Source organism: Pseudomonas hormoni (assembly GCF_018502625.1).
In the GTDB taxonomy this organism is placed as follows: Bacteria; Pseudomonadota; Gammaproteobacteria; order Pseudomonadales; family Pseudomonadaceae; genus Aquipseudomonas; species Aquipseudomonas hormoni.
The window spans coordinates 2,087,133-2,112,344 of sequence record NZ_CP075566.1 but is presented as its reverse complement, the minus strand read 5'-3'; the positions used below and the strand labels follow the sequence as shown (position 1 = coordinate 2,112,344).

Annotated in this window: 19 protein-coding genes; 10 read left to right on the top strand and 9 right to left on the bottom strand. The window is 61.2% G+C overall.

Going from position 1 to position 25,212, the window contains the following annotated elements; genetic code table 11:
* Positions 1-26 precede the first annotated feature (26 nt).
* The 4 genes from KJF94_RS09895 (at position 27) to KJF94_RS09880 (ending at position 6,032) form a co-directional block, all read left to right on the top strand.
* Positions 27-1,442, top strand: a complete 1,416-nt coding sequence (locus KJF94_RS09895) for a sigma-54 interaction domain-containing protein (protein ID WP_214382984.1) — start codon at positions 27-29, stop codon at positions 1,440-1,442.
* Between the two features lie 285 nt (positions 1,443-1,727).
* Entirely contained in the window at positions 1,728-3,119 is a 1,392-nt protein-coding gene (locus KJF94_RS09890) for a GntP family permease (RefSeq protein WP_214382982.1), read from the top strand.
* A gap of 7 nt (positions 3,120-3,126) precedes the next feature.
* Positions 3,127-3,900, top strand: coding sequence for a 3-hydroxybutyrate dehydrogenase (gene hbdH, locus KJF94_RS09885; RefSeq protein WP_214382980.1), 774 nt, complete (start codon positions 3,127-3,129; stop codon positions 3,898-3,900).
* A gap of 176 nt (positions 3,901-4,076) precedes the next feature.
* Positions 4,077-6,032: an acetoacetate--CoA ligase gene (locus KJF94_RS09880; RefSeq protein WP_214382978.1), complete on the top strand. Its 1,956-nt coding sequence runs from the start codon at positions 4,077-4,079 to the stop codon at positions 6,030-6,032.
* A 126-nt stretch (positions 6,033-6,158) separates the two neighbouring features.
* Here the strand turns inward: KJF94_RS09880 and KJF94_RS09875 are convergent, their stop codons facing one another.
* On the bottom strand, positions 6,159-7,268 hold the full coding sequence (locus KJF94_RS09875) for a PilT/PilU family type 4a pilus ATPase (protein ID WP_214384828.1): 1,110 nt from the start codon (positions 7,266-7,268) through the stop codon (positions 6,159-6,161).
* 120 nt (positions 7,269-7,388) lie between these two features.
* On the opposite strand from KJF94_RS09875, the gene KJF94_RS09870 reads away from it, so the two are divergent.
* Positions 7,389-9,926 (top strand): PAS domain-containing hybrid sensor histidine kinase/response regulator, encoded by a 2,538-nt coding sequence (locus KJF94_RS09870; RefSeq protein WP_214382976.1) that lies wholly within the window; start codon positions 7,389-7,391, stop codon positions 9,924-9,926.
* A 65-nt stretch (positions 9,927-9,991) separates the two neighbouring features.
* Positions 9,992-10,267, top strand: coding sequence for a peptidylprolyl isomerase (locus KJF94_RS09865; RefSeq protein ID WP_007898282.1), 276 nt, complete (start codon positions 9,992-9,994; stop codon positions 10,265-10,267).
* Between the two features lie 163 nt (positions 10,268-10,430).
* Here KJF94_RS09865 and KJF94_RS09860 read toward each other — a convergent pair whose 3' ends face one another.
* The 8 genes from KJF94_RS09860 to KJF94_RS09825 all read right to left on the bottom strand — a co-directional run bounded on the left by KJF94_RS09860 (position 10,431) and on the right by KJF94_RS09825 (position 17,150).
* Complete coding sequence (locus KJF94_RS09860; protein ID WP_214382974.1) at positions 10,431-11,366, bottom strand: sugar kinase; 936 nt, start codon at positions 11,364-11,366, stop codon at positions 10,431-10,433.
* A gap of 155 nt (positions 11,367-11,521) precedes the next feature.
* Positions 11,522-12,739, bottom strand: a complete 1,218-nt coding sequence (locus KJF94_RS09855; protein ID WP_214382972.1) for an amino acid deaminase — start codon at positions 12,737-12,739, stop codon at positions 11,522-11,524.
* Positions 12,740-12,778: 39 nt separating this feature from the next.
* Positions 12,779-13,543 carry an IclR family transcriptional regulator gene (locus KJF94_RS09850; RefSeq protein WP_214382970.1) on the bottom strand — a complete coding sequence of 255 codons (765 nt, stop codon included), beginning with the start codon at positions 13,541-13,543 and terminating at the stop codon, positions 12,779-12,781.
* 145 nt (positions 13,544-13,688) lie between these two features.
* On the bottom strand, positions 13,689-14,078 hold the full coding sequence (locus KJF94_RS09845; protein WP_084322830.1) for a RidA family protein: 390 nt from the start codon (positions 14,076-14,078) through the stop codon (positions 13,689-13,691).
* 43 nt (positions 14,079-14,121) lie between these two features.
* Positions 14,122-14,919: an amino acid ABC transporter ATP-binding protein gene (locus tag KJF94_RS09840; RefSeq protein ID WP_214382968.1), complete on the bottom strand. Its 798-nt coding sequence runs from the start codon at positions 14,917-14,919 to the stop codon at positions 14,122-14,124.
* Complete coding sequence (locus tag KJF94_RS09835; protein ID WP_084322828.1) at positions 14,916-15,578, bottom strand: amino acid ABC transporter permease; 663 nt, start codon at positions 15,576-15,578, stop codon at positions 14,916-14,918. Before KJF94_RS09835 ends, KJF94_RS09840 begins: the two co-directional genes overlap by 4 nt.
* 8 nt (positions 15,579-15,586) lie before the next feature.
* Positions 15,587-16,249: an amino acid ABC transporter permease gene (locus KJF94_RS09830; protein ID WP_017339153.1), complete on the bottom strand. Its 663-nt coding sequence runs from the start codon at positions 16,247-16,249 to the stop codon at positions 15,587-15,589.
* Between the two features lie 52 nt (positions 16,250-16,301).
* On the bottom strand, positions 16,302-17,150 hold the full coding sequence (locus KJF94_RS09825) for a transporter substrate-binding protein (protein WP_214382966.1): 849 nt from the start codon (positions 17,148-17,150) through the stop codon (positions 16,302-16,304).
* 545 nt (positions 17,151-17,695) lie between these two features.
* Between KJF94_RS09825 and wecB the strand changes: the two genes are divergently transcribed.
* From wecB to KJF94_RS09805, 4 genes are read left to right on the top strand one after another with little or no spacing between them, the layout of a single operon-like run.
* Positions 17,696-18,850, top strand: coding sequence for a non-hydrolyzing UDP-N-acetylglucosamine 2-epimerase (wecB, locus tag KJF94_RS09820; RefSeq protein WP_214382964.1), 1,155 nt, complete (start codon positions 17,696-17,698; stop codon positions 18,848-18,850).
* Positions 18,847-21,021 carry a cyclic di-3',5'-guanylate-activated glycosyltransferase NfrB gene (gene nfrB, locus KJF94_RS09815; protein WP_214382962.1) on the top strand — a complete coding sequence of 725 codons (2,175 nt, stop codon included), beginning with the start codon at positions 18,847-18,849 and terminating at the stop codon, positions 21,019-21,021. Before wecB ends, nfrB begins: the two co-directional genes overlap by 4 nt.
* Positions 21,018-24,179, top strand: a complete 3,162-nt coding sequence (locus KJF94_RS09810) for an NfrA family protein (RefSeq protein WP_214382960.1) — start codon at positions 21,018-21,020, stop codon at positions 24,177-24,179. The genes nfrB and KJF94_RS09810 overlap by 4 nt, the downstream gene beginning before the upstream one ends.
* Positions 24,179-25,057, top strand: coding sequence for a DUF4434 family protein (locus tag KJF94_RS09805; protein ID WP_214382958.1), 879 nt, complete (start codon positions 24,179-24,181; stop codon positions 25,055-25,057). The genes KJF94_RS09810 and KJF94_RS09805 overlap by 1 nt, the downstream gene beginning before the upstream one ends.
* The last annotated feature ends 155 nt before the right edge of the window (positions 25,058-25,212 follow it).

The following is a 25,212-nucleotide window of genomic DNA, read 5'->3' as shown; positions in this document are numbered from 1 at the left end:
GCAATAAATAATCAGGATCAGCCGACATGAACACCACCGAAAGCCTGAAGGACTACCAGCGCGTTCGCCTGTTGGCGATCCGTTCGTTGTTCGAGATCATCGAGCAGTCGAGTGAAGGCACGGTGATCGTCGATCGCGACGCCAACATCGTCTGGATGAACGAACGTTATGCCCGACGCTTCGGACTGGCGTCGGCGGACGTGGCCATCGGCAAGGCCTGCGAAAGCGTAATCCCCGGCAGTCTGCTGCGTGAGGTGGTGCGCACCGGTCGCCCGATTTTGCTCGACATGCAGGACACCCCCAAGGAACCGCTGGTGGTCATGCGCCTGCCAATTCACGACGATGCCGGCGTGGTGATCGGTGCAATCGGTTTTGCGCTGTTCGACGAGTTGCGCAGCCTGTCGCCGATGCTCAAGCGCTACATGAGCATGCAGGAAGAACTGGCCTCCACCCGCTCGCTGCTGCGGGCACGACAGACCAAGTACAACTTCGCCCATTTCATCGGCACCAGCGCGGCCAGCCTCGAAGTCAAACGCCGCGCCCGGCGCAGTGCCAGCGCCGATTCGCCGGTGTTGCTGCTCGGAGAAACCGGCACCGGCAAAGAGCTGTTGGCGCAGGCTATTCACGGGGCTTCGCCGCGTGCCCATAAAGCCTTCGTCAGCATCAACAGTGCAGCGATTCCGGAGTCGCTGCTGGAAGCCGAATTCTTCGGCACCGCCCCCGGCGCGTTCACCGGTGCAGACCGCAAGGGCCGTGCCGGCAAGTTGCAGATTGCCCAGGGCGGTACGCTGTTCCTCGATGAGATCGGCGACATGCCGCTGCCCCTGCAAAGCAAATTGCTGCGGGTGTTGCAGGAAAAGGAATTTGAACCGGTCGGTTCCAATGAAGTGATCCAGAGCGATGTGCGGGTGATCGCAGCCACCTCGACCGACCTTGAAGCGGCGATCAAACGCGGCGAGTTTCGTGCCGATCTGTATTACCGCCTCAACGTGCTGCCGATCCAGGTGCCACCGTTGCGCGATCGTCTCGATGATTTGCCGGCCCTGAGTGAAGCGATTCTCGAGGAGCTGCGCAGTCAGCATGAACTGAACCGCGAAGCGCTGGAGCTGTTGGGGCAACACGCCTGGCCGGGGAATATTCGCGAACTGCGCAACGTGCTCGAACGGGCGGCGCTGCTCAGTGACGACCTGATGCTGAATGCGCTGGATATTCGTGCAGCGATTGGCACGTTTACGCCGGTCCAACGCACGGCGCCATTGAAGGTTAAGTCGGTTGAGCACGAGACGTTTAGTGAGGCGCGTGAGCGGTTTGACCGGCAATTGATTGAATCGGCCCTCGCGCAATGCGGGGGGAGAGTGATTGAAGCGGCGGCACGGTTGGGGCTTGGGCGGTCGACGTTGTACAAGAAGATGGTGGCATTGGGGATTGCCGAGTCTCACTAAAGAGACATAGATCTCCCTTGTTAGACAGACCATCGCGAGCAGGCTCGTTCCCACAGGTTATGCATTTCATCAAAGAAATGCGGTCAACTGTGGGAGCGAGCCTGCTCGCGATGAGGCCACCACTGCCAGTACATGTCTCACATCAGAGACTATCAAGCGCTCCCCACATAACCAGTTCTATAAATATCCTTATATTTCAACATGTTGCATGTATGGCACGAAACTCGCTATAGCCCTCCCCCACACAGCTACACCACACAAAAATAACAATCCAGGAGACACACCATGAGTGTGATCATTGCCTTGGCAGCCCTCGCGCTGCTGATGCTCGCGGCCTACCGTGGCTACAGCGTTATCCTCTTTGCCCCGATTGCCGCCCTCGGCGCCGTTCTGCTCACTGACCCTTCCGCCGTCGCCCCCGCCTTCACCGGGGTGTTCATGGAAAAAATGGTCGGCTTCATCAAACTGTATTTCCCGGTGTTCCTGCTCGGTGCAGTGTTCGGCAAGCTGATCGAGTTGTCGGGTTTCTCGCGTTCCATTGTCGCGGCGGCGATTCGCCTGCTCGGCACCCGTCAGGCGATGCTGGTGATCGTGCTGGTCTGCGCCCTGCTCACCTACGGCGGCGTGTCGCTGTTTGTGGTGGTGTTTGCGGTCTACCCGTTCGCGGCCGAAATGTTCCGCCAGAGCAATATCCCTAAACGCCTGATCCCGGCGACCATCGCCCTCGGCGCGTTCTCGTTCACCATGGACGCCCTGCCCGGCACCCCACAGATCCAGAACATCATCCCCAGCACGTTCTTCAACACCACCGCCTGGGCGGCGCCGTGGCTGGGTTTGATCGGCTCGATTTTCGTGGTCTGCGCCGGCATGCTGTTTCTGCAGCGCCAGCGCAACAAGGCTCAAGCCGCCGGTGAAGGCTATGGCACTGACCTGCGCAACGAGCCCGAAACCGCTCCCGATATCAAGCTGCCGAATCCATGGATTGCGCTGTCGCCGTTGCTGGCGGTGGGCATCATGAACCTGCTGTTCACCCAGTGGATTCCCCAGTGGTATGGCAAGACCCACAGCCTCGCGCTGCCGGGCATGGCTGCGCCGGTAACCACCGACATCGCCAAGCTCACGGCGATCTGGGCGGTTCAGGCTGCGTTGCTGGTCGGTATCATCATGGTGCTGGTGTTCGGCTTCCAGGCGATTCGCGGCAAGTTGGCCGAAGGCAGCCGAAGCGCGGTCGGCGGTTCGTTGCTGGCGGCGATGAACACCGCCTCGGAATACGGCTTCGGTGCGGTAATCGCTTCCTTGCCGGGCTTCCTGGTACTGGCCGACTGGCTCAAGAGCATTCCCAACCCGTTGGTCAACGAAGCGGTTACCGTAACCCTGCTGGCCGGCATCACCGGCTCGGCATCGGGCGGCATGAGCATCGCGCTGGCGGCCATGGCCAATGACTTCATCGCTGCGGCCCATGCGGCCAACATTCCGCTGGAAGTGATGCACCGGGTCGCCGCGATGGCGAGCGGCGGCATGGACACCCTGCCGCACAACGGCGCGGTGATCACCTTGCTGGCCGTCACCGGCCTGACCCACCGTGAAGCCTACAAAGACATTTTCTGTATTACGCTGATCAAGACCCTGGCGGTCTTTGTGGTGATCGGTACTTTCTACGCCACTGGCATTGTGTGAGGTATTCATGACGACTCTTACCGGCAAGACTGCACTGGTCACCGGCTCCACCAGCGGCATCGGCCTGGGCATCGCCCTCAGCCTGGCCAAAGCTGGCGCCAACCTAATCCTCAACGGTTTCGGCGATGCCTCCAAGGTGATTGCCGAGGTTGAACAGTTCGGTGGCAAGGTCGGCCATCACCCCGCCGATGTCAGCGACCCGGCGCAGATTGCCGACATGATCGCCTACGCCGAGCGCGAGTTCGGTGGCGTGGACATTCTGGTCAACAATGCCGGCATCCAGCATGTGGCTCCGGTGGAAGACTTTCCCGTGGAGCGCTGGGATTCGATCATTGCGATCAACCTGTCGTCGGTGTTCCACAGCACCCGTTTGAGCCTGCCGGGCATGCGCCAGAAAGGCTGGGGACGGGTCATCAACATCGCCTCGGTGCACGGCCAGGTCGGGTCGGTGGGCAAGGCGGCTTACGTCGCGGCCAAGCACGGGGTGATCGGTTTGACCAAGGTGGTCGGCCTGGAAACCGCCACGACCAATGTCACCTGCAACGCAATCTGTCCGGGTTGGGTGTTGACGCCGCTGGTGCAGAAGCAGATCGATGACCGCATCGCGGCCGGGACTGATCCGCAACAGGCGCAGCATGATTTGCTGGCCGAGAAACAGCCGTCGCTGGAGTTCGTCACGCCGCCGCAACTGGGTGAGCTGGTGTTGTTCCTGTGCAGCGAGGCCGGCAGCCAGGTGCGGGGCGCGGCGTGGAATATTGATGGTGGGTGGTTGGCGCAGTAAGCCGCTGCTAACCCCTGTGGCGAGGGAGCTTGCTCCCGCTGGGTGGCGAAGCCGCCCCAGACAATGGTCGCATCAGCCATTTTCACGACTGCTGCGTAGCCGAGCGGGAGCAAGCTCCCTCGCCACAGAAGCTCATATTTCACAAAGGCCTGTGTAATTAGAAGAAGAGGCAAATCATGTCCGACATCCTCTGGCAACCCGACGCCAAGCGCATCGCGAAAACCCGCATGGAGGCCTTTCGGCGCTTCATCAATCAGCGACATCACCTCGACGTCGCCGACTACGCCGATCTGCATCAATGGTCCATCGATCAGCGGGTCGACTTCTGGCAAGCCATCGTCGATTTCTTTGATATCCGCTTCCACGATCAACCCGACGCCGTGCTGATCGAAGGCGATCACATGCCCAGCGCCCAATGGTTCCCCGGTGCCACCCTGAATTTCGCCGAACACTTGCTGCGCCGCCGCGACGATGCCGTCGCCGTGATCGCGATCGGCGAAAACGGCCAGCGCGAACAGCTGACCTGGGCCGAACTGGCCGAGCATGTCGCCGGTTTTCAGAACAGTCTGATCGCTGCCGGCGTCGGCCTCGGCGACCGCGTCGCCGCGTGCATGCCCAATACCTGGCAAACCCTGGTCGCCATGCTCGCGACCACCAGCCTCGGGGCGATCTGGTCCTGTTCGTCGCCGGACTTCGGCACCCAAGGGGTGATCGACCGCTTCGGCCAGATCGAACCGAAAGTGCTGATCACCTGCGCCGGTTACCGCTACGCCGGCAAAGACATCGACCAGCGCACCAAGGTCAACGAAATCCTCGAACGCCTGCCTTCCCTGCAACAATTGATCGTCGTGCCTTACGCTCGACCACAGGCGCGTATCGCAGACTTCCGCACCCACGCCGACGTGGCGCTCTGGGATGAATTCTACGAACCCGGTGGCGAGCCGGTTTTTGTCGCCGTGCCCTTCGCGCACCCGCTGTATATCCTCTATTCCAGCGGCACCACCGGCGTGCCCAAATGCATCATTCACAGCACCGGTGGCGTGTTGCTGCAACACGTCAAGGAACATGGCCTGCATTGCGATCTCGGTCCCGCCGACCGTTTGTTCTACTACACCACGTGCGGCTGGATGATGTGGAACTGGCTGGTCTCGGCCCTGGCCGTGGACAGCGCCGTGGTGTTGTACGACGGCTCGCCGTTTCATCCCGGCCCCGAGCGTTTGATCGACCTGATCGACGACGAGCGCATCAGTGTGTTCGGCACCAGCCCCAAATACCTCGCGACGCTGGAAAGCACTGGCGTGAAGCCTCGGGAAAGTCATGATCCTGGCAGCCTGAAAACCCTGCTGTGCACCGGTTCTGCGCTGTCGCCGCAAACTTACGACTACGTTTACCGCGACTTCAAGGCCGACCTGTGCCTGGCGTCGATGTCCGGCGGCACCGACATCGTTTCGTGCTTCGTGAACGGCAATCCGTGGCTGCCGGTGCGTCGCGGCGAAATCCAGGGCAAGAGCCTGGGCATGGCCGTCGAGGTCTGGAATGACGCCGGCACGCAGGTAGTGGGTGAAAAAGGCGAACTGGTCTGCACCCGGCACTTCCCGGCGATACCCATCGGCCTGTGGAACGACCCGACCGGTGAAAAGCTCCGCGCGTCCTACTTCAGCCAGTTTCCGGGCGTCTGGGCCCAAGGCGATTACGCCGAGCAGCTGGCTCACGGCGCAATGATGATTCACGGCCGCTCGGACGCCGTACTCAACCCCGGCGGCGTGCGCATCGGCACCGCGGAAATCTACCGTCAGGTGGAGAAACTCACGCAGGTGATCGACAGCGTGGCCATCGGTCAGCAGTGGCAGGATGACGTGCGGGTGGTGCTATTCGTGCGCTTGCGCGATGGCGTCGAGCTCGACGAAGCCCTGCAACAGCAGATTCGCCAGGTCATTCGCGCCAACACCACGCCACGGCATGTGCCGGCAAAAATCGTCGCGGTAACGGACATTCCACGGACCATCAGCGGCAAAGTGGTCGAGCTGGCGGTGCGGAACGTGGTGCATGGCCAGCCGGTGAAAAACACCGATGCGCTGGCCAATCCAGAAGCGCTGGAGCAATTCCGCAACCGCCCCGAGCTCAAGGATTGATAACGCAGATTTCACTGTAGGAGCGGGCTTGCTCGCGAAGGACGTTAACGATAACGCGGTTTTGCTGATTAAACGCGTTGCTCTCAAGGTCTTCGCGAGCAAGCTCGCTCCTACAGAGGATTTGGGTCAGTCCATCAGTCCCCATTCGCCGGGTGCTGCATTGGGTCCTGGTGATGCGTCGGCATGCAGCTTCAGCCGCAGGCGCAAATTGTTCACCGAGTCCGCGTGCTTCAGCGCTTCCTCCTCATCGATCGCGCCCTCTTCAACCAACGCAAACAACGCGCCATCGAACGTCTGCATGCCCTGCTCGGCGGACTTCTCCATGATTCCTTTGAGCTCGTCGAATTCGTTGCGCCGGATCAAGTCACCAATGGTCGGCGAACCGAGCATCACTTCCACCGCCGCCCTCCGTTGCCCATCACGGGTGCGCACAAGCCGTTGGGAAACAAACGCTTTGAGATTGTTGCCCAGGTCATGCAGCAGTTGCGCCCGTCGTTCCTCCGGGAAGAAGTTGATGATGCGGTCCAGCGCCTGATGGGCGTTGTGGGCATGCAAGGTAGAAATCACCAGGTGCCCGGTATCGGCAAACGCCAGCGCATGCTCCATGGTTTCGCGGTCGCGGATCTCGCCGATCAGCACCACATCCGGCGCCTGGCGCAGGGTGTTCTTCAACGCAGCATGGAAACTGCGGGTATCCACGCCAACCTCGCGCTGATTGATGATCGATTTCTTGTGCCGATGAATATATTCGACCGGGTCTTCGATGGTGATGATGTGGCCGCTGCTGTGGCGGTTTCGGTAGTCGATCAACGCCGCCAGTGAGGTAGACTTTCCCGAATCGGTGGCGCCGACGAACAGCATCAGCCCTTGTTTGAGCATGACCGTTTCCAGCAGCACCGCGGGCAACTGGAGGTCTTCGAAGCGCGGAATGTCGAGTTTGACATTACGCATCACGATCGACACGTCGTTGCGTTGTTTGAAAATGTTGACCCGAAAACGCCCGACACCCGTCAAAGAGATCGCCAGGTTCATCTCCAGTTCACGATCGAACTCCAGCCGTTGCTCGGCGTCCATGATGGTCATGGCAATCGCCGTGATTTCCCCCGGCTTGAACGGCTGATCGGACAAGGGTTTGAGCACACCATCAAACCGTGCGCAGGGCGGCGCGCCGGTGGACAGGTACAGATCGGAACCTTCCTGGCTGGCCAGAATCTTTAAAAGCCCATCGATTTCCATGGCAAAAAGCACCCGCGAAGCATTGAATGAACAGAAATGACCCCAAAAACGGGTCATGCAGCGCCTACCGCTCTAGGATAGTAGACGCCGCCACACAGACTGACGTGCAGGACACCTTTGATGAACGCAACACCCACCGGCAGCGATGCCCAGGCCCTGATAGCCAGACTGGACTGGACGCGCACCCCGCTCGGCAGCGCCAGTGCCTGGCCGCAGAGCCTGCGCACGGCGGTGGACATCGTGATTCACTCGCCGATGCCGATGCTGTTGCTGTGGGGTCCGGAACTCACGCAGATCTACAACGACGGCTTCGCCCGGCTGGCCGGCAGCAAGCATCCGCACGCTTTCGGACAACCGACACACCAGATATGGCCAGAACTCAAAGACTTTACCGACCCGATTTACAGCGCCGTCCTACAGGGCCAGGTGCGAACCTACAGCGAACAGCGCTTCACCCTGCAACGCGACAAGGACGAATCCGACTTCTGGCTGGATTTGACCTACAGTCCGATCCGCGATGAAAGCGCCGAGGTCGCCGGGATTCTGGTCACCGCCATCGAAACCAACAAACGCCGGCGCATCGCCCTCGAACTTGAACAGCGCTCCGCCGCCAGCCTGAAGGCTCAGCGCGAAACCGAGGAACGCCTGCAATTGGCGCTGGCCGCCACCGACGCTGTCGGCACCTGGGACTGGGACATCAGCGAAGACCGCTTCATCGCCGACGCGCACTTCGCCCAATGGCACGGCATCGATCCGCTCCTCGCCAGCCAGTTGCCCATCAGTGCTTATCTCGAAGCCGTGCATCCGGAAGACCGCGCGATGGTCACCCGCGGCATCAAGCATTGCATCACCCACGGCACCGAATACGCCGAGGAATATCGCCTGCTGCAACCCGACGGCCAGCTGCGCTGGGTGTTTGCCCGGGGCCGTTGCTACAAGGATCACCATGGCCGGCCCATTCGCTTCCTCGGCGCCGCCCTGGACCTGACCGAACGCAAACACACCGAGCAGGCCTTGCGCCAGAGCCAGACCGAGCTGCAACTGATCATCAACGCCATGCCGATCCTGATCAGTTACGTCGACAGCGAGGAACGCTTTCGCCTGAACAACGCCGCGTACCTGGATTGGTACGGCCTGACACCCCAGGAACTTTACGGTCGGACCATTCGTGAGGTGCTGGGTGACGAAGCCTACGCCTTGCGCGCCGAATACATCGCCGAAGCACTGGCGGGCAGAACCTGCTGTTTCAGCATCAGCACGCCGCATCGTGACGGCAGCACCCGTCAGGCCTTGATGAATTACCTGCCCCGTCATGGACCGGATGGCGCGGTGAACGGTTTCTACATCTTCGTGATCGACGAAACCGAGCGCAAACAGACCGAAGAAGCCTTGCGCAACCTCAACGAAACCCTTGAAGAACGCGTTGCCGCCCGCACCCAGCAATTGGCCGAAGCGAACCAGCGCCTGCAAAACGAGATGTTCGAGCGCGAGCGCGCTGAAGATGCCTTGCGCCATGCGCAAAAAATGGAAGCGGTCGGCCAGCTCACCGGCGGCATCGCCCATGACTTCAACAACATGCTTACCGGGATTATCGGCAGCCTCGACCTGATGCAGCGCTACATCGCTGACGGGCGCACCGCCGAAATCGGCCGATTCACCGAGGCGGCCGTGTCGTCGGCCAACCGCGCGGCCGCCCTGACTCATCGCCTGCTGGCATTCTCCCGGCGCCAGTCGCTGGATCGCAAGACGCTGAATGCCAACGAGCTGATACATTCCCTGGAAGACCTGCTCAGCCGCACCAAAGGCGATCACATCGCGCTGAAGCTGCAACTGGCCGATGAGGTCTGGCCGGTCAGCACCGACGTCAGCCAACTGGAAAACGCGTTGCTCAACCTCGTGATCAACGCCCGCGACGCCATGCCCGATGGCGGCGAGTTGCTGATTGAAACGGCCAATGTTTACCTCGACAGCAGCGACATCAACACTCTGGAAACAGTCAAGCCGGGGGACTACGTGATGATTGCCGTCAGCGATAACGGCACCGGCATGACCCCGTCGGTGTTGGCCAAGGCATTCGATCCATTCTTCACCACCAAACCCATCGGCCAGGGCACAGGGCTTGGTTTGTCGATGATCTATGGTTTTGCCCAGCAGTCAGGCGGTCACGTCAAACTCGACAGCCTTCCTGGCCAAGGCACCTGCGTTCGCCTTTACCTGCCGCGCCTGCATTTCCCGGAACCGGAGAACACGCTGCTGCCCTTCAGCGGCGAGGCGCCAGCGGCGATTGCCGGTGAAACCGTGATGTTGGTGGAGGATGATCCGGCCGTGCGCATGCTGGTCCTCGACTTGCTGAACGAGCTGGGTTATCACGCCCATGAAGCCGAAGATGCGAAGACCGCCCTGCCCTTGCTGGAGTCCGACGTGCGCGTTGATCTACTCGTGACCGATGTCGGGTTGCCGGGCATGAACGGTCGGCAACTGGCAGAAATCGCGCGTCAGCATCGGCCGGAACTCAAGGTGCTGTTCATGACCGGGTACGCGGAGAAAGCCGCCGAACGCCAGGGTTTCCTCGAGGAAGGCATGGACATGGTGGCCAAACCGTTTTCCATTGATCTGCTGGCCAACAAGATTCGCACGATGATCGGCCAACCCGAGTGAGTTGAGGCATAATCGCGCGCCCCCGCTGGCCCCAACATAGCCACCACCGTTGCAAGGTACTGCCAATGAAAGCTCAAGCCCGCCATATTCTGGTGAAAACCTCGGAAGAAGCCGAGCAGCTCAAACAACGCATCGCCAAGGGCGAAGCCTTCGATGTGCTGGCCAAGAAATACTCCACCTGCCCGTCCGGCAAGCGCGGCGGTGATCTGGGTGAAGTGCGGCCGGGGCAGATGGTCGGGGTGATTGACGCGGTGATCTTCAAGAAACCGCTGCGAGTGGTGCATGGGCCGATCAAGAGCAAGTTCGGGTATCACCTGGTGCAGGTGTTTTACCGGGATTGATCGGTTTTCCAAGGCCCCCTGTGGCGAGGGAGCTTGCTCCCGCTCGGCTGCGAAGCAGTCGTAAAACCTGAGAATGCGGTGTGCCTGACAGTATGTGCTTTCAGGTATTGGGGCTGCTTCGCAGCCCAGCGGGAGCAAGCTCCCTTGCCACAAGTCATTCGTGTCAGTCTTTCGGAATCAACGCCCCCGGCACCTGAATCACTCGACTCGCCAACCGATGCCCCGCCTCGGCCGCTTCCACCGGACTGCCGCCCTTGAGCCGACTGGCCAGGTACGCCGCACTGAACGAGTCTCCCGCCGCCGTGGTATCCACCACGCGCTCAACTTTCTGCGCCGGCACCTCAAACGACTCGCCGTCACAACGAATCAGACACGCCTCGGCGCCGCGCTTGAGCACCACTTCCGGCGTCCCCATCTGCGCGTAAGCGGCAAACACCGCCTCGCAATCGGAAAAATGGAACAGCGCCTGCTCGTCATCCACCGTCAGCAACGCCAGGTCGACATACGGCAACACGCTGCGATACGCCGCCCGAGCCTCCTCGATCGACGCCCACAGGCGTGGCCGGTAGTTGTTGTCGAAGACGATCCGCGCATCCCGCTGCCGGGCTTCGATCAGGGTTTCCAGCAGTTTCGCCCGACCTTGCGCGCCGAGCACCGCCAGGGTGATGCCGCTGAAATACAGCACATCGTAATCCGGCAACGCCGCCAGAATGGGGCCCGCCGCCGGGGTGGTAAAGCAATCGCGGACCGCGGCTTCGTTGCGCCAATAGAGAAAACGTCGCTCACCGGCGGCGTCGGTCTGGATGCAATACAAGCCGGGCAAACGGCCGGGCAAGCGCTGAACCATGCCCAGACCGATGTTTTCGTCGGCCCAGCTCTGGCACATGGCGTCGCTGAAACTGTCATCGCCCAGGGCAGTGACGTAATCCACCGCGCCGCCTTCGCCCAGTTCGCGGGACAGGTAGACCGCGGTGTTCAAGGTATCGCCGCCGAAGCTCTGTTGCAGACTGCCGTCGGCGCGTTGCTGCAGCTCGATCATGCATTCGCCGATCAGGGCGATGCGCGGGGTGTTGGGGCCGAGGGTGTTGATGGTGTTCATTGTTGTGGTGTCTCAGGTAGTTAGATGGTGTCTGGGCGGGCCTCATCGCGGGCAAGCCCGCTCCCACAGGTTCTATGTAATGCCACAGATTGCAGACACACCATTACCCCTGTGGGAGCTGGCTTGCCAGCGATGGGTGCGACTCGGTCTAAACCTTAGAAACAGGTTTCCATGGTCTCGATAACATTCAATTGCTCATCCACCAGACACCCCGTACGCCACTTGTCGAACGTCAGGCACGGGTGCGAAGTCCCGAACGAAATGATATCGCCCACCCGCAACTCAACACCCGGCGCCACCGTCATGAACGCATGCTGGTCCATCACCGCCGTCACCTTGCAGGCGCTGACGTCGTCGCCCGTCGCCGGCACCACACCGGCCTTGTAACGCAGCAGCGGCACCGGCAGACCGGCGTCATAGGCCACATCGCGTTTGCCCAGCGCGATCACTGCGAACCCAGGCTCCGGCAACGATTGCACGTGAGCCCAGACTTCCAGTGCCGGACGCAGGCCTTCGTGCAAATCGCTGCGGCGGTCGAGCACGCAGCATTGCGCTTCTTTATAGATGCCATGGTCGTGCGCCACGTAGCTGCCGGGGCGCAACACGCTGAGGAAACGTCCGCTGGCGTTCTGCGCTTCGAAAGACTCGGCGATCAGGTCGTACCAGGCCGAGCCCGACGCCGTGATGATCGGCTTGGCAATGGCGAACGCGCCGCTGTCCTGCAACTGCACCGCCAGACGCACCAACGACGCCGCAAATTCACGGATACCGGTGACGGCATGATCACCATGAATCACGCCTTCGTAGCCTTCAATGCCCGTCAGCGCCAATGCCGGTTGGGCGTTGATGGCCTTGGCCAACGCGAGCACTTCCTCTTCCGTGCGGCAACCGCAACGACCGCCGACCACGCCGTACTCGATCATCACGTTCAGGCGTACACCCCGCGAAGCGAAATAAGCACCGAGGTCCGCGACGTTGTCCGGGTGATCGACCATGCAGTGGAAGTCGAACGTCGGGTCCGCCAGCAAATCAGCGATCAGCGCCATGTTCGGCGTGCCGACCAGTTGGTTGGCCATCAGCACCCGACGCACGCCGTGGGCATACGCCGCGCGGGTTTGCGTGGCACTGGCCAGGGTGATGCCCCAGGCACCGGCGTCCAGTTGGCGGCGAAACAGCGCCGGGGTCATGCTGGTTTTGCCGTGGGGCGCGAGTTCGGCGCCGCTGTTGCTGACGAACGTCTGCATCCAGCGAATATTGTGCTCCAGCGCTTCGCGGTGCAGCACCAGCGCCGGCAGGCTGACGTCTCGCACCAGGTTGGCACCGGTCTGGGCAAAGCCCTTTTCCACGACGGCAGTATTTTGGGCAGTAGACATGGTCGAACTCCTCACATTCGCGGCCGCAGGCAGCCGCTGTTATTCGTTGATGCGCCGGGCGAGGCTGTTGGCGCTGTCGATCAGCACCCGGCGATAGTCGTTGTAATTGTTCTTGGCATCGGCCCGTGGAGCGACGATGCACAGGGTCGCAATGGCAATGCCGTTCGGATCTTTGACCGGAGCGGCGAAGCAATGGGTGAAGGTGTCGGCGACGCTATCGAAGGAGAAGAACCCGTCGATACCGGCCTGACGGATTTCACCGAGAAACTGCTCCAGCGGCAGGCGTTCGCCGTTGGGCAGGATGAAGTCATCGTGGTCGATCAGGTCGATGATTGCCTGGTCGCTCAGGTGCGCCAGCAGCAGGCGTCCGGAGGCGGTCCAGGGAATCGGCGCGTTCTCGCCGATGTCCGAGGAAATGCGGAAATGCCGCTCACCCTCTTTCATCAGGGCCACGGTGTATTTACGCCCGTTGAGCAGGCACATCTGCGCGGTTTCGCGGGTCTGGCTGACGATCTCCTGCAAGGCGTGATCGGCCTCGCGGGTCAAGTCGAAATGGCGCAAGTGCGCCTGGCCGAGGAAGTACAGCTGACGGCCGAGGTAGACGTGACCGTCCTTGCCCACGGGTTCGAGAATCCGCCGTTCCAACAGCGAGGCCACCAGTTCGTAGACCGTGGATTTGGGGCTGCCGATGCCGCTGGCGATTTCATTCGGACGCAGGGGCTGGCCGATCTCCTTGAGGAAATCGAGGATATCGAACGCCCGGTCCAGACCGCGAGCCCGGCGCTTGATGGTGTCTTCGGTCATGTTTCAAATTCCCATTCAAAGTGCCGGGAGTTTACCTAGAGTGCTGCGGCGACCGTTAGGCCGCCATCGCTAGCAGGCTAGCTCCCACATTTGGAATGCGTTTCCCTGTGGGAGCGTGGCTTGCCCGCGATGGGCGCGACTCGGTTCAGGCCTTTTTCTTGTACGCGATGCAGTCGATCTCAACCTTGCAATCAACCATCATGTTCGCCTGCACGCAGGCCCGGGCCGGGGCGTGCTCGGGTTTGAAGTACTCGGAGAAGACCTTGTTGAAACTGGTGAAATCCCGCGGATCCTCCAGCCACACGCCAGCACGCACCACGTCTTCCAGGCCATAACCGGCCTCTTCGAGAATCGCGATCAGGTTCTTCATGGTCTGGTGGGTCTGCTCGACGATGCCGCCAGCAATGATCTCGCCGTCCACCGCCGGCACCTGCCCGGAAACGTGCAGCCAGCCATCGGCTTCAACGGCGCGGGCGAAAGGGCGAGGCTGACCGCCAGCGGCGGTGCTGCCGGTGCCGTAACGAGTAATGCTCATGAGTGTTTCTCCTGATTTGAAAGTGAAGTGCTTTTAAAAAAAATCAGAACCGCGTGTTCTTGAGAAATTCAGCCAGACGCGGTGATTGCGGGCGCTCGAACAGCTCCTTGGGTGGCCCCTGCTCTTCGATCCGCCCCTGATTCATGAAAACGATCTTGTCCGAGACCTCGAACGCGAAGCGCATTTCGTGGGTCACCAACAGCATGGTCATGCCGTCTTCGGCCAGGCCCTTGATCACGCTCAACACTTCGCCCACCAGTTCCGGGTCGAGGGCCGAGGTGACTTCGTCGAACAGCATCAGGCTCGGGTTCATCGCGATCGCCCGGGCAATCGCCACGCGCTGTTGCTGGCCGCCGGACAACTGACCGGGATAGTGATCACGTCGCTCCAGCAGGCCGACCCGTTCCAGCCACTTTTCGGCCAGGGCCACGGCCTCGTCCTTGTGCAGCTTCTTGACCTTGAGCAGACCGAGGGTGACGTTCTGCAACGCGGTCAGGTGCGGGAACAGATTGAACTGCTGGAACGCCATGCCGGTCATGGCCCGATGACGAGCGATGACTTTTTCCGGGTGCCGTACACGCTTGCCGTTGGTCTCGTCATAACCGATGGACTCGCCATCGAGCATGATCTGCCCGCCCTGGAATTCTTCGAGCATGTTCACGCAGCGCAGCAACGTGGTCTTGCCCGAACCGCTGGAACCGATCAGCGTGACCACGTTGCCGCGCTGCATTGTCAGGTCGACGCCCTTGAGCACTTCGAGCTGGCCATATTTTTTGTGCAGCCCGCGGATGTCCAGCAGGGGCTGACCGTTTTGAGCGTTCGAAACTTGAGGTTGAGTCATGGCAAGGCCACCCGCTTTTCAATGTGCCGGCCGAGTAATTCGATGGCGTAGTTGATGACGAAAAACAGAAATCCGGCGAACAGGTAAAACTCGAGGGTCATGAACGTCCGGGCGATGATCTGCTGGGTGCTGAGCAGCAACTCGGCGACGCCGATCACCGACAACAGCGTCGAGGCCTTGACGATCTCGGTGGACGAGTTGACCCAGGTCGGCAGGATCTGTCGCAACGCCTGGGGCAACAACACGTAGCCAAGGGATTGAAAAAAAGTCAGGCCAATCGCCTTGCTCGCTTCCATCTGTCCGCTCGGCAACGCTTGCAGCGCACCGCGCACAATCTCGGCGACGTGGGAACCGCAAAACAGCGTCAGCCCCAGGGCACCGGCCTGAAACGCGCTGATCTGCCAGCCCAGCGCCGGCGCCATATAGAAGCAGGCCAGCACCAGCACAAACACCGGCGTGCCACGAATAATGTCCACGTAAAAACGGAACGGCGCGCGCATCCAGAACTTGCCGTAGGTCAGCACCAGACCGGCAACAATGCCGAGCATCGTGCCCAGCAAAATCGCCAGGGCCGACACCTGCACACTGGTCAGAAAGCCTTGCCACAACACTTCGCGGGCAACCCATAACTCATGCAACCAACTGGGTGATTCGTACATGGGGCCTCCTATCGGCGGATCGCCAGACGCTGCTCGAGGTAACGCAGCATCATGGCAATGAGGTAACAGGCCGCAACATAGAGCGCTGTAGTGACCATCCAGGTTTCAATCACCCGGTAGCTCTCGACATTGATCTTGCGCGCGTAATAGGTCAGCTCCGGCACCGCAATCGCCGCCGCCAGCGAGGTGTCCTTGAACAGCGAAATGAAGTTGTTCGACAGCGCCGGCAACACATTGCGCAGCATCACCGGGACGGTGACGTAGGCCTTGACCTGCCACTCGCCCAGACCGATCGCCAACCCCGCTTCGCGCTGCCCCTTGGGAATGCTCAACAGACCGCCACGGAACACTTCGGTCAGGTACGCCCCGGCGTACAGCGACAGGGTGATGATGAACGACGGGATCTTGTCCAGACGAATGCCGAGGCTCGGCAAGGCGAAGTAAATCAACAGAATCAACACCAGAATCGGCGTATTACGGATCACCGTCACATACACCGACGCCAGCACCCGCAACGCGCGATGCTTTGACAGCAAGGCAAACGCCATCAGCAGGCCGATCACGCAGCCGATGGCGATCGACACCAGCGCCAGCTCAAGGCCCAGACCGAGCCCCGCCAGCAAGGTGTCGAAATCGCGCCACACGGCGGCAAAGTTCAACTGATAGTTCATGGTCAGCAGTACCTTGAGCGGGGCGATTCATCACCGCCCCGCTCTCACGGGATCATTTGAATTCGACGGGGAAACCGATGGCTGGAGTCGGCAGATCAACGCCGAACCACTGTTTGAAGGACGCCGCGTAAGTCGGGAACTCAACGCCGGTCATGGCTTCATGCAGGGTGGTGTTGACGAAGTTCAGCCAGTCCTGATCGCCGCGCTTGACGGCACAGGCGTAGGTTTGCGGGCTCCAGGCATAGGCCGGGCTGCGATAGCGGCCGGGGTTCTGCACCATCAGGTATTTCACCGACGACTGATCGGTGGCCGCCGCGTCGGCACGGCCGGAGTTCACGGCCTGATACATCAGGTCCACGCTGTCGTACTGATCGACCTTGGCTTTGGGCAGTGCCTGATGCACCAGCTCTTCAGCGTATACGTTCTGCAGCACCGCCACGGTCACGCTGTCATTGGCAGCCTTCAGGTCTTCGATTTCCTTGTACTTGCTGTTCGCCGGCAACAGCAGGCCGACGCCTTCGCGGTAGTACGGCAGCGTGAACGCCACTTGCTGGGCACGGCTGGCGGTGACGGTGATGAACTGACAGCTGATATCGACTTTGTCAGTCAACAGATTGGGAATCCGTGCATCGGACGACTGCACCACGTATTCGACCTTCGCCGGGTCGTTGAACAGACCCTTGGCAATCATGTGCCCGATATCGATATCAAAACCCTGCAACTTGCCATCCGCTCCCTGGAAATGCCACGGCGCGTTGGTACTGCCCGTACCCACGATCAGTTTCCCGCGGGCCAGCACGCTATCGAGCTTGCTGTCCGCCGCCTGGGCCACACCCATGGCAGCAGCCGAAGCCGCAAAAAGAAAAACACACGCTTTGAACAAGGAAGGTCGGCGATGCATGGCAAGCACTCCAGGATGATGTTTATTCCGCTATACCGGAACTTGGTATGTAACAACGGAATAGACAGCAGAAAGTGTGCCACAGGATGCGGGGGGAATGTAGGGGGGATTGAAAAGTGTTTTGAATCAGAGGGATGCGCAACGGCAAAAAAAGACGTTACGAATCGCACACCTGACGAACGCTACGGTTGGCCACAACGCACGGGTACTTGCACCACAATTGCGATGCCGCGATTCACAATGGAGCAAAGCACGCCACACACCTTGTAGCAGCTGGCGAAGCCTGCGTTCGGCTGCGTTCGGCTGCGTAGCAGTCGTAAAACCTGAGCATGAGGTAATCCTGAAGGACCGCGCTGCCTGATTTCACGACTGCTGCGCAGCCGAACGCAGCCTCGTAAGCTCGACAGCTGCTACGGATTGCGTTGCTGCTTAACGGACTGACGAGGAATTGGACAACTCCGCCTCCGGCTGCTTTATTGAAAGATCAGGCGATCAACAGTCTCAATGGCCAGGAGGCACCCGGCGTAAGCTGTCCCGGAGGGCCAATGTCTTTCAAAGTCATGATGGTTTTCGGTACTCGCCCGGAGGCCATCAAGATGGCCCCACTGGCCCGAGTGCTGCGTCAGTGGCCTGGGGTCGATCTGAACATCTGCTCCACCGGCCAACACCGGGAAATGCTCAAGCAAGTGCTGGATTCCTTCGAGCTGGCGGTCGACCAGGACCTGCAAGTGATGACCCAGGGCCAGACGCTCAACGGCCTGTCACAACAATTGTTGATTCACCTCGACCAAGCCTACGAGCGCATAAAACCCGACATTGTACTGGTCCACGGCGATACCACGACCAGCTTCATCGCCGCCCTCGCCGCGTTCAATCGCCATCTTCCCATCGGCCATGTCGAGGCGGGCCTGCGCACCGGCAATCTGCGCTCGCCCTGGCCGGAAGAAGCCAACCGGCGTCTGACCGGCGTCATCGCCGACCTGCATTTCACCCCGACCACCAAGGGCGAAGCGAACCTGCTGCGCGAAGGCGTGCCCAACGCCGATATCGAAGTCACAGGCAACACGGTGATCGACGCGTTGCTGTGGATGCGCACCCATCAACAGGACATTCACTGGCACCCGGCTGCCGATTCACCGCTGGCCGTGCTCGACGACACTCGGCGGATGGTGCTGATCACCGGCCATCGCCGGGAAAGTTTCGGCGGCGGTTTCCGTAATATCTGCCTGGCCCTCGCCGACCTCGCCCACCGTTACCCCAACGTGCAATTCGTCTACCCGGTGCACCTCAATCCGCAGGTGCAAAACGCGGTGTATAGCGTGCTGGCGGACACTTCCAACATCTATCTGGTAGCGCCGCAGGATTACCAGCATTTCGTCTGGCTGATGGGCCGCGCGCATTTCATCCTCACAGATTCCGGCGGTATTCAGGAGGAAGCCCCGGCCATCGGCAAACCGTTGCTGGTACTGCGCGATGTCACCGAACGCCCGTCAGTGCTGGAAGGCGGAACCGTGCTGTTGGTGGGCACCGATACCGAGCGCATCGTCAAGGAGGCCAGCCTGTTGCTCGATGACGACGCCACCTTCCAACGCATGAGCCGCATCCACAGTCCCTACGGTGATGGCCACGCCAGCGAACGAATCGCCAACCGCCTCTGCATCTGGCTGAAACACCGCTCGGCAGCGAGCAAAACAGCATGAGCCTGGGTCTGGTCGACTTTTTTGCTTACGTGCTGTTCGGTCTCAAATACTTCGCGATCCTCCTGGCCCTGCTGATGTTCGTGCTCGGGCTCGATGACCTGTTCATCGACGTGGTGTACTGGAGCCGCAAGCTGATCCGGCGCTGGCGGATCTATGAGAAATTCAAGCGCGCCGATGAGGAACGCCTATACGCCATTGCCGAAAAACCGCTGGCGATCATGGTTCCGGCATGGAACGAAGTTGGCGTGGTGGGCGAGATGGCGCGTCTTGCGGCGTCGACCCTCGATTACGAGAACTATCAGATTTTCGTCGGCACTTACCCCAACGATGCCGAGACTCAGGCCGACGTCGATGCAGTCTGTCGGCACTATCCCAACGTGCACAAAGTGGTCTGCGCCCGCCCCGGCCCCACCAGTAAGGCCGACTGCCTGAACAACGTCATCGACGCGATCCTGCGCTTTGAAAGCGAGGCGAAAATCCAGTTTGCGGGGTTCATTCTGCACGATGCAGAAGACGTGATTTCGCCAATGGAATTGCGCCTCTTCAACTACTTGCTGCCGGCCAAGGACCTGATCCAGATTCCGGTCTATCCCTATGCGCCGGAGTGGCGAGGCTTCACCGCCGGGCACTACGTCGACGAGTTCGCCGAGAACCACGGCAAAGACGTTATCGTCCGCGAAGCCATGACCGGCCAGGTGCCCAGCGCCGGCGTCGGCACCTGCTTCAGCCGTAAAGCCATCACGGCCCTGCTGGAAGACGGCGACGGCATTGCCTTCGACGTGCAGAGCCTGACCGAAGACTACGACATCGGTTTCCGCCTCAAACAAAAAGGCATGAAGTGCATCTTCGCCCGTTACTCGGTGACCGACCCGAAACTGGCGCTCGACCAGCCCTGGGCGTTCGGCATGGACCGTGTGTTTTCCCAGGTGATCTGCGTTCGCGAACATTTCCCCCGGGACTTTCAGCATGCCATCCGCCAGAAATCCCGCTGGATCGTCGGCATCGTCTTTCAGGGCACCAAGAACCTCGGCTGGAGCCCCACGGGCGTGCTCAACTATTTCCTGTGGCGTGACCGTCGCGGCATGATCGCCTACTTGCTGAGTTTCCTGGTCAACCTGCTGTGCATCGTGCTGCTGGCGATGTGGCTGATGACGGTGATTGCACCGACCGCCTGGCGCTATCCGTCGATCCTGTCCAACAGCCCACTGCTCGCGACACTCCTGTGGCTCAACGGTTTGATGCTGATCAATCGGCTGTTCCAGCGTGGCTGGTTCGTCACGCGTTACTACGGACTGGTCGAAGGCCTGTTGTCGGCACCGCGCATGATATGGAGCAACTTCATCAACTTCTTCGCCAACGTGCGGGCACTGCGCCAGGTCATGGAGATGGGCGATTCGCGCCGCGTGGCGTGGGACAAGACCACCCACGAATTCCCGGCCCTGACCAAGGCCCAGCGCACGCCGCTGGGTCATCGTCTGGTGGAAAAAGGCCTGCTCACCGAAGAGCAACTGGAAGCGGCGATCACCAACCCGATACGGCGCCGACTGGGCCACGAACTGCTGTTGCGCGAACACATCAACAGCACGCAACTGGTGGAAACCCTCGCCGAACAACTGGACCTTGAATGGGCGCCGTTGAACCCGTTCAAGCTCGACAAACACTTGATCGACGCCGTGCCGCGCAAGATCGCCTCCCACTACGGCGTGCTGCCGGTGGCTGAGGATGGCAACACACTGGTGCTCGCCTCCGAAGGCCCGGTGAGCCAGGTCTCCCTCGGAGCCATCAGCCGTCAATTGAAACGCCCGGTGCGCTGCCGTCTCGCGCCCCAGGGCCGGGTCACGCTGGGTATCCGTTACTGGTACGCCAGCCCCCGTCAGAACCAGGAAGTCCACCACATGCTCGAAGTGCTTGAGCGTCATCAGGACGATGAAGCCTTGCTCGAACGCGTCAGTCATCACCAGGTGCTCCTGGGTAACCTGCTGCAAGTGCGCGGCATGGTCCCGCCGAGCCTGTTCAATCAGGCGTTGATCGACTTCGATGCCGAGCACATGTCCCTGGGCGAACACCTGATCTCGCGCGGCATGATCACTCAGGAAATCCTCGAACAGGCTCTGGCGGACCAGGCCAGCGAACAGCAAGCCGCCTACCGCATTGTCCGGGAGGTCGCATGAAGCCTGATCGTCATGCCCTTCTGGTCGCCAGCCTGATACTGAGCCTGAGTACCTTTTCCGTACACGCTGAACCGCTGACCGAGTTCGAACAGTTCCGCAGTTTTCCCTACATGGATCGCAGTTACCGCGAGGCGAAAAAAGGCAACTGGCCCGAAGTCGAACGACTGATGCGCCACCTGCTGACCAAAGTGCCGAACAACGATGAAGCCCGGGCACTGCTGGTGGAAGCACTGGCCAAGCAGCGGCGTTACAAGGATGCCGTGCAAGCGCTGCCGGACAACCCGGATAACAACGACGCCCTGCTCAACCTGCGCCTGACCTGGATCGAACAGGATCCGCCGAGCAGCGAGCAGGTGGAACAATGGCTGGCCACCAGCAACCTCAATCAGCGTGTACGCCTGTGGCAGGCCTACAGCCTGAGCCTCGCCAGGTTTGGTGGCGCAGGCCGGGCCCACGACTGGCTCGCGCAACTGGCGCCCAAGGGAGACGACAACATTCTGCGCGAGGCTCGCGCCAATTGGTCCGAGCAATTGCGCGACTGGAACGGCACCATCGAGCAACTCGCACCACTCGCCGCCAGCAAGCAACTGGACGCCGAAGGTTGGCAGCGACTGGCCAATGCCTATGTGCAACGTCTCGACGAACAGCCTTTGCAGCAATTGCTGCAACAGGCACCGACACCCGAAGCGTCGCGCAAGGTGCGCCTTGCCATGATCGACCGGGCGATCGCCATGGGCGACGTCAAGCAGGCCCAACGCTGGATTCAAACGTTGCCGGCCAGTGACCAGACTGATCCGGCGCAACGCCAGCGCCTGTGGGAACTGGCACGACAGACCGGCGATGTGCCGACCGTGCAACGCTTGAGTGGCGAATTGCAGCGCCCGTGCCTGGAAACGGCCGAATGGCTGTCCGGTCGCGATCCGGAAGCCGCACGCACACAATTGCGTGACTGCCCACCGAGCGACGATCCCCAAACCTGGCTCATCCTGGCCCAGCGCCTGCAGGCCACCGAGCTGCTGCAAAGCACGCGGCTGCCCGAACCCTGGGATAGCCGTCGGCAGGCACAGCTGCTGGACATCTGGCAGGACCAGGGCCAGAGCGACAAAGTCATGGCCTGGCTCGCCGGCCAGCCACAGACCGCTGACGTGGTGAAACGCCGGGCCGAACTGGTTCAGGCACTGGGGCGCAACACCGAAGCAGCGACGCTTTGGGAGCGCCATTACCAGCAGACCGGCAACCTCGGATCACTCAATCAGGCAACGTATCTGGCGCTCAACGCCGGTCAGCGTGAACACGCGCAACAGTTGCTCGAAAGCGCTTATGACCGCCACAACGGCAAGTTGCCCGCCACCCTGCTGCGACGACTTGCGGGGCTCTATGCGTCGTCGACGCCGACCCCGGCGCAACAGCAACGCATGGTGTCACTGCTCAATCGCGTCGATCCCGACACGCGCGGCCAACTGCTGGCGCAACTGGCGGAAAAGGGCCAGTGCGACGCGGTGCAACAAGCCATCGGCAACCACCCGCAAGTCGCCGGCGACTATCGTGCACTGGGCCGTTGTGCCATGCCACAGCGGCCGGGCGAAGCGGTCGTCTATTACCAGACGGCAGAAAAACTCGGCGACCGCGGCAGCCGTCTGCCATTGGCGTATGCCCTGGAGGCGGCCGGCGATTCATCCGGCGCCCTGGCCATCTGGCGCAGCCTGCCGGAGGCCGAACTGAGCGACAACGCCAAACTGACGGCCAGTCGCAGCGCCCTCACCGCTGACGATCCTCAGGCTGCGGAACGTTACTGGCAACACAGCCACGCCCGAGGCGCCAATGAATGGGCGCTCGGTGCAGCCATCGCCGACGCTCGCGGCGATCAAGCACAGGCGTTGCAGCGCCAACGCTCAGCCTTGCAACAGGCACCGGATGCCGGTCATTTTTATGCGGCGTCGGTCACCGCACAAAAGGCCGGCGAGCTGGAGCAAAGCACCGCATGGCTGGCCGAAGCCGTACGCCGCGAGCCGAACAACCCGCGTTATCGCGCCGATTACGGCATGCGCCTGGCCGGTGCTGACACCAGAGAACAGCGCGCCCACGCCATCCCGTATCTGCAAAGTGCTACCCGGGATTTCCCGGAAGACTATCGTCTTGGCGAAACCCTCGCCCTGAGGTACGACGAAGTCGAAGACAGTGCTTCAGCACGCAAGGAGTTGCGTAGGGTCATCGACCTGGAGCAGCACCCGATCGCCGCCGACGACGCAGACGGCAGCATGGAAGCCCGGCGTTATCGCCAGCGCCGCGCTCACGAAACCCTGTCCCGCCGCGACAGCCGCACGCTTGCCAGCACCTGGTCGCCGGCCGGGGTGTCGACCAACGACAGCTTCCGCCCCGACGGCAACCGCAGTGACACATCACGGCGCGCCGCCTCGCAGAATGTGCAAGTGGCGATCTGGGACCACGCGCTCGGCGAAGAGCCAAGCCGCGCCGGCAGCACGTTGTCGGTCTACGGCCGCGTGCTGCTCGGCGGTCAGGGTCGATCGAGCTATGCCGAGTCCATCGGCACGGGCGTGGGGCTGCGTTACAAGCCGTGGGGCACCGCTAACATCAACTTCTACGGCGAGGTCTACAAGCAGAGCACGTTCGATGATGACGACAGTCAGCGTCTGAGCCTCGGGCAAATGCTCATTCCCGAAAAACTCGCGGACCAGTTCAACAATCACCGTCAGGACGGCCACACCAGCACCGATTACCTGCTGCGTACCACCGCGTCGTTCCTCGATCAGGGGCGATTCCGCAACGATTGGCGCGTCGATGAAAACGACTGGGAAGAACGCTTCCTTTACCTCGACGCGGCGTGGTGGACCAAGGCCGGCGATCACCAATGGCTGTCGCGGTTCCAGCAAGGTCACACCTGGAAGCTGCCGTTCAACGGCGCCCAAACCATCATGCCTTACGGCTTGCTCGAGTTCGCCACACAGGACCCGAGCAACGACTGGCGCCAGGACCTGCGCACCGGCATCGGCGTGCGTTGGCAATGGTGGTTCGACGACGACATCTACAACGCCTACCGCGCACACCTGACGGTGCGCACCGAATATCAGCAATCCCTGAGCGGCAATCTGTATGAAGGCGGGAACGGCGTGCTGCTGGGCGTGGAGTTGAATTTCTGATGACTCGACTTTTCCTGGTTTTTTGCCTGTTACTGAGCAGCACCATGGCCCGCGCCGATGAACGGATTTTCTATCAACCGCTGAACGTCGACGCCGGTCTCAGCCAGGCGCAATGGCAGCGGATCTGGCAAGACACCGCCAGACACGGCGTGCAAACCGTCATCGTGCAATGGACGGCCTACGGAGATTCGGACTTCGGCGGCGCGGATGGCTGGCTCGCCAACAGTCTGGAACTGGCCCATCAACAAGGTCTGAAACTGGTGCTTGGCCTGAACATGGACCCGGCCTATTACCAGCGCATCGATGAATTGGACAGCGCCGGCATCGCGACTTACTGGCAGGCGCAGCTCGGCCAGTCGCTGGCGCAGCAACAGCGGTTGCGCGGGGAGTGGAAGCTGCCCGTCAGCGGTTGGTACCTGCCGCTGGAACTCGACGACGTTCACTTCCTTGCGGTCGATCGACGACAAACCCTGCAACGCCAGCTCAAGGATTTCGCCGGAAAACTGGACGCACCGTTGCACGTCAGCGCTTTCACTGCGGGCAAGCTTGCGCCGCAGGTGAACGGGCAGTGGCTGGGCGGACTCGCGGACATCGGCGTGCAGGTCTGGTGGCAGGACGGCGCCGGCACCGGTCGTTTGCCGCCGCTAGTGCGCAACGGCTATGCCAGCGCGCTGCCCTGCCCGGTCGGCATCGTGCGCGAAGCATTCCGGCAGGTCAGCACCGAGGGCCAGCCGTTTCGGGCAGAACCGGCCACTCCGGACACCACGTCGGCAGGCTGCCACCCTACGGCGGTGTTTTCCCTGCGATATCGGCCGTGGGGCAAAGTGATTCTCGACAACCAACGCAAGCATCAGGTCGGCGATGTACAAAACCATTGAAGAAAAAGCGCTGCATGAGTCTAAAAATCGGAGAGGGACAGGTTTCCCTTGATGATCAGGCTTGAGTTATCTGTCGCTTGATACGCCGCTTTCGCGAGCAAGCCCGTTCCCACATCTGACGGTAACGCCGTCACTTGTGGGAGCGGGCTTGCTCG

Coding starts and splice junctions, on each gene's coding strand:
- hbdH (WP_214382980.1), top strand. CDS start 3,127: ATGACGACTCTTACCGGCAAGACTGCACTGGTCACCGGCTCCACCAGC.
- KJF94_RS09825 (WP_214382966.1), bottom strand. CDS start 17,150: ATGCATCGCCGACCTTCCTTGTTCAAAGCGTGTGTTTTTCTTTTTGCG.
- KJF94_RS09850 (WP_214382970.1), bottom strand. CDS start 13,543: ATGACCGAAGACACCATCAAGCGCCGGGCTCGCGGTCTGGACCGGGCG.
- KJF94_RS09810 (WP_214382960.1), top strand. CDS start 21,018: ATGAAGCCTGATCGTCATGCCCTTCTGGTCGCCAGCCTGATACTGAGC.
- KJF94_RS09875 (WP_214384828.1), bottom strand. CDS start 7,268: ATGGAAATCGATGGGCTTTTAAAGATTCTGGCCAGCCAGGAAGGTTCC.
- KJF94_RS09830 (WP_017339153.1), bottom strand. CDS start 16,249: ATGAACTATCAGTTGAACTTTGCCGCCGTGTGGCGCGATTTCGACACC.
- KJF94_RS09855 (WP_214382972.1), bottom strand. CDS start 12,739: ATGTCTACTGCCCAAAATACTGCCGTCGTGGAAAAGGGCTTTGCCCAG.
- KJF94_RS09865 (WP_007898282.1), top strand. CDS start 9,992: ATGAAAGCTCAAGCCCGCCATATTCTGGTGAAAACCTCGGAAGAAGCC.
- KJF94_RS09805 (WP_214382958.1), top strand. CDS start 24,179: ATGACTCGACTTTTCCTGGTTTTTTGCCTGTTACTGAGCAGCACCATG.
- KJF94_RS09845 (WP_084322830.1), bottom strand. CDS start 14,078: ATGAGCATTACTCGTTACGGCACCGGCAGCACCGCCGCTGGCGGTCAG.
- KJF94_RS09880 (WP_214382978.1), top strand. CDS start 4,077: ATGTCCGACATCCTCTGGCAACCCGACGCCAAGCGCATCGCGAAAACC.
- KJF94_RS09860 (WP_214382974.1), bottom strand. CDS start 11,366: ATGAACACCATCAACACCCTCGGCCCCAACACCCCGCGCATCGCCCTG.
- KJF94_RS09890 (WP_214382982.1), top strand. CDS start 1,728: ATGAGTGTGATCATTGCCTTGGCAGCCCTCGCGCTGCTGATGCTCGCG.
- KJF94_RS09840 (WP_214382968.1), bottom strand. CDS start 14,919: ATGACTCAACCTCAAGTTTCGAACGCTCAAAACGGTCAGCCCCTGCTG.
- nfrB (WP_214382962.1), top strand. CDS start 18,847: ATGAGCCTGGGTCTGGTCGACTTTTTTGCTTACGTGCTGTTCGGTCTC.
- KJF94_RS09895 (WP_214382984.1), top strand. CDS start 27: ATGAACACCACCGAAAGCCTGAAGGACTACCAGCGCGTTCGCCTGTTG.
- KJF94_RS09835 (WP_084322828.1), bottom strand. CDS start 15,578: ATGTACGAATCACCCAGTTGGTTGCATGAGTTATGGGTTGCCCGCGAA.
- wecB (WP_214382964.1), top strand. CDS start 17,696: ATGTCTTTCAAAGTCATGATGGTTTTCGGTACTCGCCCGGAGGCCATC.
- KJF94_RS09870 (WP_214382976.1), top strand. CDS start 7,389: ATGAACGCAACACCCACCGGCAGCGATGCCCAGGCCCTGATAGCCAGA.